Genomic DNA, 15,638 nt, shown 5'->3' with positions numbered 1-15,638 from the left:
GATCCTCGGTTTTCCAGATTTGTCATGATGTGGCTTCGCCAGCGTGGTGGCAGGCGACGAGATGCTGGCCGGTGCCGGCGGAGCCGAAATCGCGCCGTGCCGGATCGACCTTGGTGCAGATCTCGGTCGCCAGGGGGCAGCGCGGATGGAAATGGCAGCCGGGCGGCGGCTTCGACGGATCCGGCACGCCACCGCCGAGCACGATGCGGCGGCGTGTGCCCCCCGCCTTGGGATCGGGCTCCGGGATCGCCGACAACAGCGCGCGCGTATAGGGATGCAGTGGTGCGCCGAACACCGCTTTCGTGGTGCCGATCTCGACGATGCGGCCGAGATACATCACCGCGACGCGGTCGCTGAGATAGCGGATCATCGACAGATCGTGCCCGACGAACAGATAGGTCAGGCCGAGGCGCGGCTTGAGGTCGTCGAGCAAATTGACGATCTGCGCCTGGATCGAGACGTCGAGTGCCGAGATCGGCTCGTCGGCGATGATGAATTTCGGATTGGCGGCAAGCGCGCGGGCAATGCCGACGCGCTGGCGCTGGCCGCCGGAGAGTTCGAACGGATAGCGGTTGCGCAGCGCTTCCCGGAGACCCACCAGCGCCAGCAATTCGCTGACACGGGCATCGCGCGAGGCGCGGGTGCCGATCTTCTGCGCACGCAACCCTTCGCCGATAATGCGGCCGACGGTCATGCGCGGGTTGAGCGAACCGAACGGGTTCTGGAAAACCATCTGCATGTCGCGGCGGCGCTGCTTCAGCTCCTCGCCTGTCGCGCCCGCATAATTCCTGCCCTCGAAGACAATGCTGCCGGCGCTGGGGCGCTCAAGGCCCAGCACGGCGCGGCCGGTCGTCGATTTGCCGCAGCCGCTTTCGCCGACCAGCGCCAGCGTCTCGCCGCGCATCACCTCGAAGCTGACGCCGTCGACGGCATGCACCGCGCCGACCTGCCGCCTGAGCACGCCGCGCCGGATCGGAAAATGCACCTTGAGATCGGTGACGGTGAGCAGCGCTTCCTGCTTCGGTGCCGTCACGGCCGGCTTGTCAGCGGCGCCGGCGCCCGTGCGCGGCCCCCGTTCCACCTCCCGCCAGCGCCAGCAGGCGACGGTCTGATCGGCACCGGCAGCTTCCAGCGGCGGCCTTGCCTGGCGGCAGCGCGCCTCGGCATGGTCGCAGCGCGGCGCGAAGGCGCAGAAGGTCGGCGCCAGCGTGACATTGGGCGGCGCGCCCTTGATCGGCACCAGCCTGGTGTTGGCCGCCGTCAGCGACGGGATCGAGTTCAACAGGCCGATCGTATAGGGATGCTTGGTTGCCGAAAACAAATCGCCGACCGGCGCGCTTTCGACGATCGAGCCGGCATACATCACCGCGACGCGATCGACGAAGCCGGCGACGAGGCTGAGGTCGTGGCTGATCCAGATGATTGCCATGCCGAGCTGCTTCTGCAGGCGCACGACCAACTCGACGATCTGCGCCTGGATGGTGACGTCGAGCGCGGTCGTCGGCTCGTCGGCGATCAGGATCGACGGTTTGCACACCAGCGCCATGGCGATGCCGATGCGCTGCAACTGGCCGCCCGAGAACTGGTGCGGAAAGGCGCGCATGCGCTGCGGCGCGTTGGCGATGCCGACCAGCGCCAGCATGTCGAGAGCCTGGCGTTCGGCCTCGGCGTCGTTCAGGCCCTGGTGCTCGCGCAGCGCCTCGGTCAGTTGCAGGCCGATGGTCAGCACCGGATTCAGCGACGACATCGGATCCTGGAAGATCATGGCGATGTCGCGGCCGCGTATCTGGCGCAGCTCTCTATCGGGCATGGCCAGGAGATCGCGGCCACGAAACAGCGCCCGGCCCGCGGTGACGCGGCCGGGCGGCTTGCGGATCAGGCCCATCAGCGTCTGCACGGTGACCGATTTACCGGAGCCGCTCTCGCCGACGATCGCCAGCGACTCGCCCTCGGCAAGGTCGAAGGAGACGTCGTTGACGGCATAGACGGAATTGCCGCTCGGGCCAAATTCGACGCTCAGCCCCTGCACCGAAAGCACCGCCTGCTGCCCGATCCCCTTCGCGGCCCTGCCGACGGCAAGCGTGTCGGCGCCGATCATTTGCCACCCATGATGTGCTGCGGGTCGAGCGCATCGCGCAGGCCGTCGCCGACGAAGTTGATGCTGAGTACGGCCATGGCGATCATCGCGCCGGGCGGGATCCACATCCAGGGCTGGCTCTCCAGGATCGACAGCGTGCGGGCGTCGCGCAGCATGTTGCCCCAACTGGCGGCCGGCGCCTGCGCGCCAAGGCCGAGGAAGGAGAGCGAAGCTTCGAGCAGTATGACGGTCGCCACGTCGAGCGTGATCGCCACCAGGATTGGGCTGAGCATATTGGGCAGGATGTGTTCTAGGATGATGACCGGGGGCGAGGTGCCGAGCGAGCGCGCGGCCAGGATGAATTCCTGGTTGCGCAAGGCCAGGATCTCACCACGCGTCAGGCGGGCGATGGAAGGCCAGCTGAGCAGTCCGATCACCACCATGGTGTTGAAGATGCTGGGCCCGACGACCGCGACGAAGGCAATGATGATGACCAGGCGCGGGAAGGTCAGCACCATGTCGATCAGGCCCATCAGCAGGAGGTCCACCTTGCCGCCGAAATAGCCGGCGACGCAGCCGATGAAGATGCCGATCGCCGCCGAGATCGCCACGGCGACGAAGCCGACCGTCAGCGATATGCGGCCGCCATAGAGGATGCGGGCGAAGATGTCGCGGCCGGTGCCGTCCGTGCCCAGCCAGTGCATGCCGCCAGGCGGCTGGTTGTGACCTCTGAGATCGATTTCGTTGGGGCCGTAATGGGCGATCAGCGGCGCCAGCACGCAGGCGAGCACGATAATGGCGAGCATGATCAGGCCGAGCGTTGCCAGGCGGTGGTTGAGGAAGCGGCGCGCCGCCTCGCCCCACAGGCCGCGCGATGCGCCGGCGGCGATCGTCATGTCGAGGGCGGCGTCAGTCATAGCTCACCCTGGGGTCGAGCACGCTGTAGGCGAGGTCGGTGCCGAGATTGGCCAGCATGACGATGATGGCGGTGATCAGCACGTAGCCCATGATCACGGGACTATCCCTGTTCACCACGGAATCGATGAACATCAGGCCGATGCCTGGCCACTGGAAAATGGTCTCGATCACCACCGAGCCGCCGAACAGCGTCGGCAGCGCCAGGCCGAAGACGGTAACCAGCGGGATCAGCGCGTTGCGCAGGCCGTGGCGCAACGTGATGGTGCGGGGCTTGAGGCCCTTGGCCTTGGCGGTGCGCATATAGCTCTGGTTCAGCACTTCGAGCATGCCGGCGCGGGCATAGCGCATGAAGATCGCGGCACGGAACAACGCAAGTGCGGCTGCGGGCAGGACGAGGTGCCTGAGATTGTCGAGGAGCGAGAAGTTTTCACCAGCCGTGGAAATGCCCGACGACGGCAGCCAGCGCAGCTCCAGGGCAAAGACGTAGACGAGCAGCAGTCCCATGAAGAAGTCCGGGATCGAGACGCCGACAAAGCCGGCAAGCGTCAGCGAATAGTCGGTGAGCTTGTATTGCCTGAGCGCCGAGATCACGCCCAGCGTGGTGCCGATGACGAAAGCGACGAGCAGTGCGACGCCCATCAGTTCCAGCGTCATCGGCAACCGCTCGACGATGATGTCGCCGACACTGCGGCCATTGACGAAGGAGCGGCCGAGATTGCCGTGCAGGATCTGGCCGATCCAGTGGAGGTACTGGATGTAGACCGGCTGGTCGAGGCCGAGTTCGCCGCGCCGCATGGCAATCAGTTCCTCGCTCGACGGCGCCTCCGCCGTGATCATCGCCAGCACCGCGTCACCCGGCATGGCATGCGCGATGGCGAAGACGATCACGGTGACGCCGAACAGCACCGGGATGCTGAGCAAGAGTTTGCGCAGGAGATAGCTGAGCACCGGCCTCTCCTATGGCTGAAGGCGGTTTTGAGACAACGGATCGGGAGGCTCGGTCAGAGCCCCACGACCGGCAAGGCTATCCGCGGCTATTTCGCCACCTCCCATTTCTCGACTTCGTTGTAGACGGGGTGGTTGAAGATCACGAGCGGCTGTTGCTTGAAGTGCTGGGCGAGGCCGACGATGCGGTTGTTGAAGGCGAGCGGCCGCACCTCGTTCCAAAGCCAGGCCTTGGGCAGGTCCTGGTTGAGGATGCGCGAGGCCTCCTGATAGCTCGCGGCGCGTGTGGCGCGGTCGTTTGACTCCAGACCCTTGTTGAACAGCTCATCGACCTTGGGGTTGCAGTAGCCCATGGCGAGCGGCTTGGCGCCGCAGACCACCAGGGGCGAGCCGAGCGAGGGGTCGAGCCCCATGCCTTGCGCGAAGAAGCCCATCTGGAAGCTGCCGTCGGCATAGACCTGGTTGATCGCCGCCGGATCGAGCAGGCGCGGCTGGATGTTGACGCCGACGGCGGCCAGATAACTCTGGATGGCGGTGACGGTGTCGACGTTCATCTGGTCGGAATAGTAGTAGATGAAATCGACCGGCTGGCTCGCATCCCAGCCCGCGTCGGTAAGCAACTGCTTGGCCTTGTCGGGATTGTAGTCGTAGGGTTCGAGGTCCTTGGCGCGCGCCCAATCCTGCGGGAACAGCGTGTTCAACAGTTCGCCGGCGCCCTGCTTGACGGTGTCGATGATCGCCTTGCGGTCGATGGCATAGAGCATCGCCTGGCGCACGCGCACATCGGCGAAGCGCTTGTTCTCCAGATTGAACTGCAGATAGGTCGGCAAGCCGGCGGAGAATTTCGGCAGCACCGTCAGATAGTCGAGCTTCTGCAGGCGGGGCAGTTCGGAGATCGGCACGCCGCCGCCCTCATAGGACATGGCGTCGACCTCCTGCGTCTCGAGCGCGGCGATAATCGGCGGCACGTCCTTGTAGATCTGGTAGATGATGCGGTCGAGCTTGGGCGCGCCGAGGAAATAGTCGGGATTGCGGTCGACCTCGACATACTGGTCGCTCTCATACTTCTTCCAGATAAACGGGCCGGTGCCGACCCGATTGACCCAGAACGCATTGCCCTTGACGTCGGCGGGCGCGACCTTGCCCAGGATGTGCTCGGGAAAGATGCTGATGGCGATGAGCTGCAGCTCGACCCAGAGCGGCTTGGCGCTGTCGAGTTCGATCTGCACGGTCGCGTCGTCCAACGCCTTCACCCCGGCAAGCGAGGTGGCCGAGCCATCCTGGAAGGCCTTGTATCCGGCCACGGCGGAAAGCTTCTGCGCCCAGGGCGAACCAACCTTCGGATTGGCGTAGAGATTGAGGCTGAACACCACGTCCTTGGCGGTGAAAGGCGTGCCGTCATGCCATTTGACACCATGGCGCAGGTTGAAGACATAGGTCTTGCCGCCGTCCGCCGTCTTCCAGCTCTCGGCCAGCATCGGCTGCACGCCGTCGCCCGTCCATTTGATGTGGACGAGGCCCTGCAGCACGGTCTCGTCGAGCCGATGGCCGCAGGTGGTGTGCAGCGTGCCCATCTCGATGCAGCCGGTACGCATGGCGGAGCGGAACGTGCCGCCTCCTTCGGCCTTCACGGCACCCGCAGCAAGCATGAGCGCCAGCGCCGGCAAAAGGCTGATCAGAAATCGTCTCATGGAATTCTCCTCCCTTGGATTGTCTCGGCCGGTCGTGGCTGACGTCTGAGCGCGCTTTCTCGCGGTCGTTTGGTCGCGGTTTGGCGTCCGGTCGCTCATTGCAAGCAGCGACCTCCTCCTACCCTTCGGTCGCGCCAAGCCCCAGCGATCCACAACTCCTTGCCCTGTGCTCGCTTGCGGTGACTGGTCTAATAGCTTAAAAGGTACACCATGCACAATATGCCGGTTCGAAAAAAATTGTCCGATGAAGTCCGCCTCCGCCTGGAGGCGATGATCCGGGACGAGGTCTATCCGGTCGGCGCTTCGCTGCCGTCCGAGCGCGAGTTGATGTCGATGTTCGATGTCGGGCGCCCCTCGGTGCGCGAGGCGTTGTTTGCGCTGGAAAAGATGGGCCTCGTGCGCATCAACAGCGGCGAGCGGCCCAAGGTGACGCGACCGACGCCGAAGAACATGCTGGAGCAGCTGACGGGCACCGCGCATCTTTTGATGGACCAGCCGGACGGCATCGGTCATTTCGAGCAGTTGCGGCTGTTTCTCGAAGTCTCGATCGCGCGCCATGCCGCGGAGGTGGCGACACGTTCACAGATCGACGCGCTGGCGGCGGCGCTTGCCGAAAATGAACGCGCCATTTCACGCGCCCGCGCTTTCGCCCTCACCGACGTCGCCTTTCACCGCGTGCTGACCGCGATCCCCGGCAATCCGATTTTTCTCGCCGCGCACGAGGCGCTGGTGGAATGGCTGATCAACCAGCGCATCCACATGGCCAATACCGAGCTCGAAAACCGCATCAGCTTCGCCGGGCACAAAAACGTGTTCGAAGCTATCGAACGGCACGATCCCGAAGCCGCTGGCCAAGCGATGCGGGAGCATCTGGAAAACGCCCGGCGCAAGTTCAATCCGGGCCAGTCGAAACCCGACTAATAGAAAGATCGCGGCTATCTACGCCGCGTGAAACGTCGGGGCCATCTCGTCTAGAGCGATGGCCCCATCAGGATACGGCTGCCGTCGCTGAACCGGGATAGACGGAACCTGTGAAGGTTGTGTCCAGCCTCGTTGCCCTGGATCAAGTCGGACAGGACGCGGCCCATGCCGGGCCCTATGCCGAAGCCATGGCCACTCATCCCGGTCGCGATGACGAGACCCGGAACCGCTGCGGCGCGATCGACCACCGGCACGACATCCGGCATCGCATCGATCATGCCGGCCCAGCTTGCCCTGAGCGGCACCGCCTCGAATTGTGGGAAGAGCTCCTTGAACCCACGATCGATGGCGTGAAGCGCCCTGGGCTCCGGCACAGGATTGAGAACGCGCATCCGTTCGAACGGGCTTTGCTTGTCGGCATCCCATTTGCGCGGGGTAGACCAGCTGTCGGGATATGCACGAGGCGCCGCCGGCAGGTAGCGCGTACCGAAAGGGTTCGCCTTCAGGGCGGGCAGATATTTCGGTGCGTGACGCAATGCATCCGGCCCGACATAGAGCAGGTGGCTGCCTCCCGCCGCCAGCGTGTATCCACCGTCCTTTCTACGCCGGAAGGCGATGCGTTCGTCCGCGGCGGCGCCAGCATGGATTTCCGGCATCGGCGCGGTCGCCGCGACGGTCGTGCGGACACTGAGCTGCGGGATCGAGACGCCATGCGCGCGCAGGAACAGCGACGTCCAGGCACCGCTGGCGACAAGCACGTTCGACGTGGCGATGCGGCCTTTTTCGGTCCAGACACCGCTGATGCGCCCCGCGGAGATATCGAGCATGCGCGCCGCACAGTTCTCGATGATGGTAACACCCTGGCGAGCGGCCAGGCGGGCAAGTGCCGGCACCGCGACCCAGGGCTCGGCTCGCATGTCCGACGGCGTGGTCATGGCACCCTTGAAGGAGCGAGACATGGCTGGGATCAGCTTGGCGGTCTCGCCCCCGTCGAGGAGGCGCGTGTCGACGCCATGGGCCTCGGCGATCTTCAGGAACTTGGCGAAATCAGCCATTTCCTTGTCGGTGCGCGCAAGATAGGTCACGCCGGTCTGTGTCAACCCTATGTCCTCGCCGCACTCCTCGGCCAGTTGGCGCCAGAGACGCTGCGCTTCGATGACGATGGGGAGTTCGTCCGCGTCACGGCCCTGCTGGCGGATCCAGCCCCAATTGCGCGAGGACTGTTCCGCGGCGATGCGTCCCTTCTCCAGCAAAGTCACTGGTATGTTGCGCCGGGCCAGGAACAAGGCCGCGGTCACACCGATGATGCCACCGCCGACAATGACCACATCCGACGTCTTCGGCAGCGGCGCTTGAAACTGGATCGGACTGGCCTCGGTGAAAGGGAAGATCGTCAAAGGATTATCCTTGTTCATAAGCGTGGCACGACGCCGATGGCTGGTCCCGGTGGCGCGAAAGTCGCAAGCCACCCACGACGTGCGTCAACGAGGACTACACGACCGGTCTCGAAAATTTGCATGCCAGCTCAATGAAATTGTTGACCACCCGTCGAGGCCGCTTCTCGTCGCTGCGGCCAGACTTCGAGAACTGCGCCGCGGCCGCCAGTACATGCCGTGGCGAAAATTGGATGGTGGTTCAGCTTTTCAGCTCTCGAAGCGCCGTCAGATCGATCTCGGTGATGTGCCAGCGGCCGAGATTCGCCGTGTAGAGTTTGTTGCCCTTGAAGGCGATGTTGGTGGGATGCGCCAGTGTGGTGGCCGCCGGGTCCTCGATCAGCACTTCGAGGCCTCGGTCCGGCCGCCAGCGATAGATGCGGCTTGGCTCGTAGCACGAGATGAACAGCGCGCCGTCAGACGCGAAGGCGAGCCCATCGGGAACATTGTGCACGCCTTCGACGACGACTTTTCGCGGCCCTGCCGTGCCGTCGGCGAGGATCGGCACATGGCTGATGCAGGGCGCGTCGCTCTCCACGACATAGAGGCCGTTGCCATCAGGCGCCATGGCCATGCCGTTGGCGAAGGACATCGCCTCCCGGCACCACAGGCCACCCTCGCCGGTCTTGAGGTCGTAGCGGAAGATGCCCGAACGACTGTCTTCGCCGACGCTGTCCGACACGTAGAGCCAGCCCCTGGCCTCATCGACGATCGGATAGTTCGGCACGCGGATGCCGGACGACGCGAAGCGCTCCATGCGACCTGTCGCGGCGTCCCGGCGGAAGATCGCGGCATGCCTGAGATCGCAGGCAAAGCAGTTGCCCGCGCTATCGAAGGCGATGCCGAGCAGAAAGCCATCCGTGCCGCCCATGCGCTCGACCGAACCGCCGTCGGCGGCCAGCCGCAGGAGGTCACCTGTCTCGGTGCCGCACCAGATCGAGCCATCCCGGTGGACCGCCACGCCCTCAGGATGCGCGACGCGCGGGCTGGTGAAGATGCCGTCGAAGAAGACGCGCGCGGCCGACATGTCGAGCAACGGCTTTGGCATGGATTAGCTCCTTGCGGTGAACAACCTCTGCTGTGCAGCGATGCAGCGCTCGACCATGACGCGGTCCGCGGCGAGGATTTCCGCGATCAGCGCGCCGCGCTCCTTGGCACTGACGAATTCCAGGCGACGCAAGCCGAGCGGATCGATGCGATTGCGCAAGATGGCGAGCGTATCGCTGGAAGGCAGCGGAACCTCGCGGTAATCTGCATCGAAGGTCACCGCAAATCCGGTGGCGTCGCGGATCTGCTGCTGCGTGGTACCAGGCATTGTCTCGATGACGATCAATTCCCGGGATATCTGGTCGAGCCGAAAGACGCAGAGATCGGTGAAGACCAGCGCCTTGCCGGTGCGATAGCCCATCGGCTCGCGCTCGGCCGGCGTCAGCAGCCCGCGTGCGGAACTGGCGATCTCGACCCCCTCGACCAGCGACTGGGCCGAATGGCGGGGAACGTAGAGCAAATAGTCGCGATGCATGTTGGCGACATCGGCCATGCCGCCCTGCCCCGGCAGCCGGATCAGTCCGCCGCTTGGCTTGCGCAGCGCGATGGTGTTGACGCGGCCGCGCCGGTCGACCTGGGCTGCGCCGACGATCTCATGCGTCACGGCACCGGCCTGGTAGTAGGTCGAATAAGTATCGTCGCCGCCTGCATGCGCCGCCGCCGTCTCGCAATCAAGGCTTTCGATCAGCGACAGGATCATCGGGCTCGGCGCGATGTCGAGATGGCCGCAACTCATCGTCGCGATGATCATGTCCGGCGCGTGCGTTGCCTTGGCCAGCCGGTAGGCGACATTGGCGAGCGGCGAGACGGCGCCGGCACTGGCGAAGCTTTCATTGTCGAGTTCGGCCGCGATTCTTGCGGCGATGATCTCGTCGACGGATGCTTTCCTGTCGCCATGCACGAGGCCAGGCATCGCGAGGACAGTCTCGGCGCTGACTTTCGCAGCTTGTCGGAGCGGCTCCGGCACGCCTTCCGGAGGCATGCGCAGATTGTCCGCCAGGGCTGTGTCCCTGGCCGCGAACGCCTTCGACAATGCCGGATAGTCCGTGACGTAGAATGGCAGGCAGGATGCCGGATAAGCGCCGCCCGGCGCGAGCGCTATAGCCGAGACCTGATTGCGGGTGAGGATGTTCTGGCGGCCGTCCTGCCGCAGCGCCCCGACCGGGACAATTTCCTCGACCGTGACCAGCACCTTGCGGGCAGCGCCGGCCATGGCGAAGTCCAGGGCACGCGGCCCGATAATCTGCACATTGCCGCTTTCGTCGGCGCGCTGGGCATGGACGACGAACGTATCGAGCCGCAGCGGCGGGATAGATCCCGTATCTGTTCCGGTCACCGGGTCAGGCCTGGCGCTCGCGCCCGGCACACGCGCCAGCATGTCCGATCCCAGTGGCAGTTGGAACGGCATCGACGGCAGGTTCTGCTGCGCCGCCCGCAGCGCCTGGATCATGGCGAGTGCCGTCCAGTCGCGAACAGGGATTGCGCCGGCCTCGGCAGCCGCGCGGAACCTCGGCGGCAACCCAAATATGTCGAGACTGGAAAAACAGAGATCGATTTTCGCAACGGCATTTGCTTCGAGCAGCAGTTCAAGCGGCAAGCCGCCAGCCCAGCAGACGTAGTGCAAGTCCTTGACGCCGGAACGCGCGACAGCGCGCAGCAAGGCGATCGGCAGCCGGGCGAAATGGTGGCCGCCGACGCCAAGCGAGTCGCCATGGCCGACCATCGCGGCCAATCCCTCGATATTGGTGAAGCGCGGCCGGTTCGGCTTGACCAGGGACGTCTCGGAACTGTTCCTCACAGCGCGGATGCCTCGATGCGGTAGCGGGTCACGAACGGGTTTTCGGGCGAGAATTCCAGCGCCGTCGCAATGCCGGATTGCGCGATCGGATTGTCGGCCAGGGCGGTTGCCGGGCCGAGGCCGAAGGGCGAGCAGATCGGCTCGATGCCGATGGCGACATGACGCCCATTCCAAGGGGCGGCCTTGCGGCCGCGATTGGAGTACCACAGCAGGAGGCTCGGGAAATGCGCCTTTTGCCAGGAGAGTTTTACGCGATAGCCCTCCGCGTGGTTGGCAAGCGCCGCGGTGCCGTCCAGCCCTTCGATCTGCAGCAATTCCTCGGTATCGGCGGTGAGCGGTAATCGCGAGGCGTCGGCCATCCCGCCGGCGCGCGCCGGCACGCTGGTCAAGTCGGCGAAGGATTTGCCGCGGGCGAACAGTTCCGCGCCGGGTTCGACGTCATGCGGGTAAGTGCGGCCTTCATAGAAGCGGCCGAGCTCCAGCGTCGCGGCGCCTGTCTCGAACGGCAGCCGGAAAACCGGATGCAGGCCGATCGGCAGGCGGCAGGCACGGCGGACGACGATCCTGAACTCGATGTCGATGGCCGGCGCCGACGGATCGGGCCGCACCGTCCTTTCGACGCGTTCGACCGGACTTGCCTGGGGATAGGCAAGCGACATCGACAATGACCCACTGCCGCTAGCCTGCCATGTCCACTCATGGTTGGAGCCGTGGCCATGGACCTCCTCCTCCGGTTCCGGCGAACCCATCACGCGCGCCCAGTTCCCGGGCCATCCCTCGGCAGGCACCGAATAACCGAAGGGCACGCAGGGCCATTCGCCGCGCAGTTTGCGCAGGATGCCTGGCAGCGCCTCCGTGCCGGGTTCGTTCGACCACGGCGCGATGTGCATCGGCGAGACCTGCCTGCCGTCTTGCAGAATGAAAGTAACCGGCGCCAGCATGGCGCCGAGCCGCTGCACGGTCAGCGCGCCGTAGGCCCAACCTAGTCCGCGATAGTCGTCGCCGCCCTTCACGGCCCGGCCTTCTTCACCTTCGCAATACTCCTCTCGGCGAACTCCCTGACGCGCCGCTGGCCGATCTCGCCGCGGTAGAGGTCGCCTAATATGTCGCGCTCCATGGCGAGACCGGCGGCCAGATCGCCCGCCACGGCGTGCGCCGTCAGCGTCTTCAACCCTTCGATCGCGGCGGCGGGTTCGGCGGCGATCATACCGGCCAGTTCCAGCGCGCGCGGCATCAAACTGTCGACGTCGACGATTTCGTTGACCAGGCCGGCATTGACGAATTCGGAGGCCGGCACGATGGCGCCGGTCATCAGCAGAAAATTGGCGCGGTTGCGGCCGAGCTTGGCGACGCTGCGCTGCGTGCCGCCGCCGCCGGGGATCAGCCCGAGCTTGATCTCCGGCAGGCCGAGCTTGGCGAACTGGTTGGCGATGACGATGTCGCAGCACAGCACCAGTTCCATGCCGCCGCCCAGCGCAAAGCCGTTGACCGCCGCGATCACCGGCTTTGCATTGTTCTCGATCGCCGCGTACATGCGCGTGCCGGCGGCCTGGAAAATGTCGAACTCCGGGCCGGTCTGCGCGGCATATTCCTTGATGTCGGCGCCGGCCATGAAGCCGCGCCCCTCGCCGGTCACCACGATCGCACCGACGCCCTCGTCGCCGGACAGCGCCTCGAAGGCTTCGGTGATCTCACCTTGCATCAGCCGGTTCATGGCGTTGAGCTGGTCGGCCCGGCGGAAAGTGACGACCGCGACGCGGCTTGATATTTCAACCGTGAGTGTCTGGTAGGCGCGCATCGTCAGGCCGCATCCACGGTCATGTCGCCGGATGCTTCCAGCGCTGCGATCTCATCCTTCGAGAGACCGAACTCGGCCAGGATCTCGCGGCCATGCTGGCCGACCAGCGGCGCGGGCCGCTCGATGGTCGCCGGCGTCTCGCTCATCTTCACCGCCGGTGCCACCACCCGCACCTTGCCGCCGCGCGGATGATCGTAGCTGGTGATCATGCCCATATGCGTGACCTGCGGATCCTCGGCCGCGCGGCGGATGTCCTTCACCTCCGCGCACCAGATGTCGGCTGCCAGCAGCCGCGCCAACAGATCCTGCGTGCCAAACTTTTTGGTCTCGGCATTGACCTTTTCGAACACCTCGTCGCGCTTGTCGAACAGGGTCTTAAGATCGTCGTAGACGGCAAGCTGTGGCGCCCGCAGCACCTCGTACAGCGTCTTGAACGGGCTCATGGCGATCGAGATGTAGCCGCCGTCGCTGGTCTCGTAGATGCCGAACGGCGCCTGCATGCCGGGATGGCCGATGCCGGAATTCGGCCGCACGAAATCCTCGCCGAGATTGAGCACGGCGACATATTCCTGGTTGAGATGCGCCAAAAGACCGGCCAGCAGATTGACCTCGATCTTCTGGCCCTTGCCGGTCTTCTCGCGATAATAGAGCGCCGACAGGATGCCATAGACCATGTTCATGGCGCCGATCTGGTCGGCGAGGCCCGCGCCGGCGGGAACCGGAGCCTGGTCGCCGCGGCCGGTGTTGGCGATCAGCCCTGCCAACCCCTGGATCAGCATGTCCTGACCGGGGCGCTCGACATAGGGTCCCTCCTCGCCATAGCCCGACCCGGAGCAGTAGATGACGCGCGGATTGACAGCCTTGAAGTCCTCATAGCCGTAGCCGAGCTTGGCCAGCACGCCGGGACGGAAATTCTGCACGACGACGTCGGCGCTCTTCGCCATCTCCATGATGATGGCATGTACCTTGCGGCTCTTCAGGTTCAGCGCGATCGAGCGCTTGTTGCGGTTCCAGGCGAGGAAGTTGGGGCTCTCCGAGCCGCCCACCCATTTAGCGAAGAATGTCATGCCACGGAACATGTCGCCGGCGCCGGCGCGCTCGATCTTGATGACATCGGCGCCCATGTCGCCCAGCAGTTGCGTGGCGAACGGCCCCTGCAGCAGATGGCTGAAGTCGAGGATGCGGACGCCTTCGAGGGCCTTGTTCATGTCATGTCTCTTTGTGTTTCAAAGCAGTTCGGGAACGTAGCGCGGGGCGGCGGTCAGGCCGCCATCGACGCGCAGGTCGGTGCCGGTGGTGAAGCCGGCTGCATCGGAGGCGAGATAGACGGCGGCTTCGGCAACCTCGGACGGCTCGCCTATGCGGCCGAGCGGATGCATCTTGACCCAGGCCTTGGCGAGGTTGCCGCCAATCTCCTTGATCAGCTTGTCGTTCATCGGCGTGTTGATGGTGCCCGGCGAGATCGAATTGACGCGGATGTTCATCGGGCCGAACTCGACCGCCATCTGGCGCGTCATCGCCATCACCGCGCCCTTGGCGCCGGCATAGGCGGTCCAGCCATCCAGCCCGATATGGCCCTGGGCCGAGGCCATGTTGATGATCGAACCTGATTTCTGCGCGATCATGTGCGGCAGCGCGTGTTTGCAGCCGCGAAACACGCTGGTCAGGTTGACCGACATCAGCCGGTGCCATTGTTCGTCGGTCATCTCGTGCACCGGCATGCCGCCAATGGCGATGGCGGCATTGTTGACCAGAATGTCGAGGTGCCCGGTCTTCTTGACGGCACTGTCGATGAGCCCCGAGATATCGGCCTCCTGCGACACATCGCAATGCACATAATCGGCACGGCGGCCGGCCGCGCGCAGCGCGGCGGCGAAATCCTCGCCTGCTTTGTCGGCGATGTCACCGATGAAGACATGCGCGCCTTCGCGCGCCATCGCCTCGGCAATCGCGTGGCCTATGCCGTCGGCCGCACCAGTGATGACGGCGGTTTTTGCTTCGAGACGAGCCATATCAGCCTCCGCTCGCACGCCGGCGCTTCGCCTCGTCGAAGGCGACCGCGGCGATGATGATCATGCCGGTGATGACCAGCTGCCACTCGGTCGGCAGGCCAAGCCCGCGCAGGCCATTGGACAGAAACTGAAGGATCAGCACGCCAAGCGCCATGCCGGTCAGGCTGCCGATGCCGCCGGCGAGGCTGACCCCGCCGAGCACCGTTGCCGCGACGACCTGGAATTCGAAATTGAGTCCGGCCGTATGCTGCGCCGAGCCGACGCGCGCGGCCAGGATAATTCCGGCAACCGTCGCCAGCAGCGAACTGATGATGAAGCAGATGAACTTCACCCGCCGGACATCATAGCCGGCAAGCCGCGCAACTTCCTGATTGCCGCCGACCGCATAGATCTGCCGCCCGAACGGCCGGTGCTGCATCATGTAGCCGAAGGCGGCGAGCAGGACGATCGCGATGACCGCCGAATACGGGATGATGTTGAACAGGCGGCCATCCGAAAGCGCGATGAAGCTGTCGAGGCTGGCGTTGTCCGGGATCGCGCGCTGGCCGGTGTAGAGATAGACGCCGCCGCGCATGATGAACATCGTGCCCAAGGTCACGATCAGCGAGTTGATGCCGGCATAGGCGGTGAGATAGCCGTTCACCACACCGATGATCAGGCCGAACAGCAGTGCTGCGCTGACGCCGAGCAGCAGCGAGTTGGTGTCGTTCATGATGATGATCAGCGGCAACGCGATGGTCGCGAGCAGCGATCCGATCGAGATATCGACCTCACCGGAGATGAAGACGATGGCGCAGCCGATGCCGGCGGTGAGCGCGAGCGAAGCCTGGCCGAGCACGTTGGTCATGTTGCGCACGGAGAAGAAATTCTCGACCGTGACGGAAAAGAAGACCAGTACCAGGATGAGGCAGACGAACAATGCCAGTTCCTGCCGGGCAAAGAGCCGCGCCAGCAGGGAGGGTTGAGCTTTTGCGGAAGCTATATTGGCAAGGCTCATG

The 15,638-nt window shown here is 64.8% G+C and carries 13 protein-coding genes; 1 reads left to right on the top strand and 12 read right to left on the bottom strand.

The features are described 5' to 3' along the window. Positions 1-22: 22 nt before the first annotated feature. From EN851_RS36505 to EN851_RS27885, 4 genes are all read right to left on the bottom strand, one after another. Complete coding sequence (locus tag EN851_RS36505; RefSeq protein WP_127870910.1) at positions 23-2,098, bottom strand: ABC transporter ATP-binding protein; 2,076 nt, start codon at positions 2,096-2,098, stop codon at positions 23-25. Then, positions 2,095-2,994, bottom strand: coding sequence for an oligopeptide ABC transporter permease (gene opp4C / locus EN851_RS27895; protein ID WP_127275911.1), 900 nt, complete (start codon positions 2,992-2,994; stop codon positions 2,095-2,097). Before opp4C ends, EN851_RS36505 begins: the two co-directional genes overlap by 4 nt. Further along, the gene (locus EN851_RS27890; RefSeq protein WP_127275910.1) at positions 2,987-3,943 is read right to left on the bottom strand and encodes an ABC transporter permease; all 957 of its coding nucleotides are present in this window, start codon (positions 3,941-3,943) and stop codon (positions 2,987-2,989) included. The genes opp4C and EN851_RS27890 overlap by 8 nt, the downstream gene beginning before the upstream one ends. Positions 3,944-4,029: 86 nt before the next feature. After that, positions 4,030-5,631, bottom strand: a complete 1,602-nt coding sequence (locus EN851_RS27885) for an ABC transporter substrate-binding protein (RefSeq protein WP_167531256.1) — start codon at positions 5,629-5,631, stop codon at positions 4,030-4,032. 210 nt (positions 5,632-5,841) lie between these two features. Here EN851_RS27885 and nanR point away from each other — a divergent pair, with 210 nt between their 5' ends. Beyond that, positions 5,842-6,552 (top strand): transcriptional regulator NanR, encoded by a 711-nt coding sequence (gene nanR / locus EN851_RS27880; RefSeq protein ID WP_127275908.1) that lies wholly within the window; start codon positions 5,842-5,844, stop codon positions 6,550-6,552. A gap of 50 nt (positions 6,553-6,602) precedes the next feature. On the opposite strand, the gene EN851_RS27875 is transcribed toward nanR, so the two are convergent. From EN851_RS27875 to EN851_RS27840, 8 genes are all read right to left on the bottom strand, one after another. Beyond that, on the bottom strand, positions 6,603-7,949 hold the full coding sequence (locus tag EN851_RS27875) for an FAD-binding oxidoreductase (RefSeq protein ID WP_135930435.1): 1,347 nt from the start codon (positions 7,947-7,949) through the stop codon (positions 6,603-6,605). 238 nt (positions 7,950-8,187) lie between these two features. Next, positions 8,188-9,033: an SMP-30/gluconolactonase/LRE family protein gene (locus EN851_RS27870; protein ID WP_135930434.1), complete on the bottom strand. Its 846-nt coding sequence runs from the start codon at positions 9,031-9,033 to the stop codon at positions 8,188-8,190. 3 nt (positions 9,034-9,036) lie between these two features. Then, positions 9,037-10,830, bottom strand: a complete 1,794-nt coding sequence (locus tag EN851_RS27865) for a CoA-transferase (RefSeq protein ID WP_245520819.1) — start codon at positions 10,828-10,830, stop codon at positions 9,037-9,039. Beyond that, positions 10,827-11,843 carry a hypothetical protein gene (locus EN851_RS27860; RefSeq protein ID WP_135930433.1) on the bottom strand — a complete coding sequence of 339 codons (1,017 nt, stop codon included), beginning with the start codon at positions 11,841-11,843 and terminating at the stop codon, positions 10,827-10,829. The genes EN851_RS27865 and EN851_RS27860 overlap by 4 nt, the downstream gene beginning before the upstream one ends. Next, entirely contained in the window at positions 11,840-12,628 is a 789-nt protein-coding gene (locus EN851_RS27855; RefSeq protein ID WP_135930432.1) for an enoyl-CoA hydratase/isomerase family protein, read from the bottom strand. The genes EN851_RS27860 and EN851_RS27855 overlap by 4 nt, the downstream gene beginning before the upstream one ends. 2 nt (positions 12,629-12,630) lie before the next feature. Further along, positions 12,631-13,836 (bottom strand): CaiB/BaiF CoA-transferase family protein, encoded by a 1,206-nt coding sequence (locus EN851_RS27850; protein WP_135861840.1) that lies wholly within the window; start codon positions 13,834-13,836, stop codon positions 12,631-12,633. 18 nt (positions 13,837-13,854) lie between these two features. Further along, a complete protein-coding gene (locus tag EN851_RS27845) occupies positions 13,855-14,640 on the bottom strand; it encodes an SDR family oxidoreductase (RefSeq protein ID WP_127275901.1) in 786 nt (261 codons plus the stop codon). Between the two features lies 1 nt (position 14,641). Further along, complete coding sequence (locus tag EN851_RS27840; RefSeq protein WP_135930431.1) at positions 14,642-15,637, bottom strand: ABC transporter permease; 996 nt, start codon at positions 15,635-15,637, stop codon at positions 14,642-14,644. Position 15,638: the final 1 nt, after the last annotated feature.

Source organism: Mesorhizobium sp. M8A.F.Ca.ET.208.01.1.1 (assembly GCF_004791315.1).
Classification (GTDB): Bacteria; Pseudomonadota; Alphaproteobacteria; order Rhizobiales; family Rhizobiaceae; genus Mesorhizobium.
Note: the sequence above shows the minus strand (reverse complement) of the source record. Positions and strands in the feature narration are given on the sequence as shown.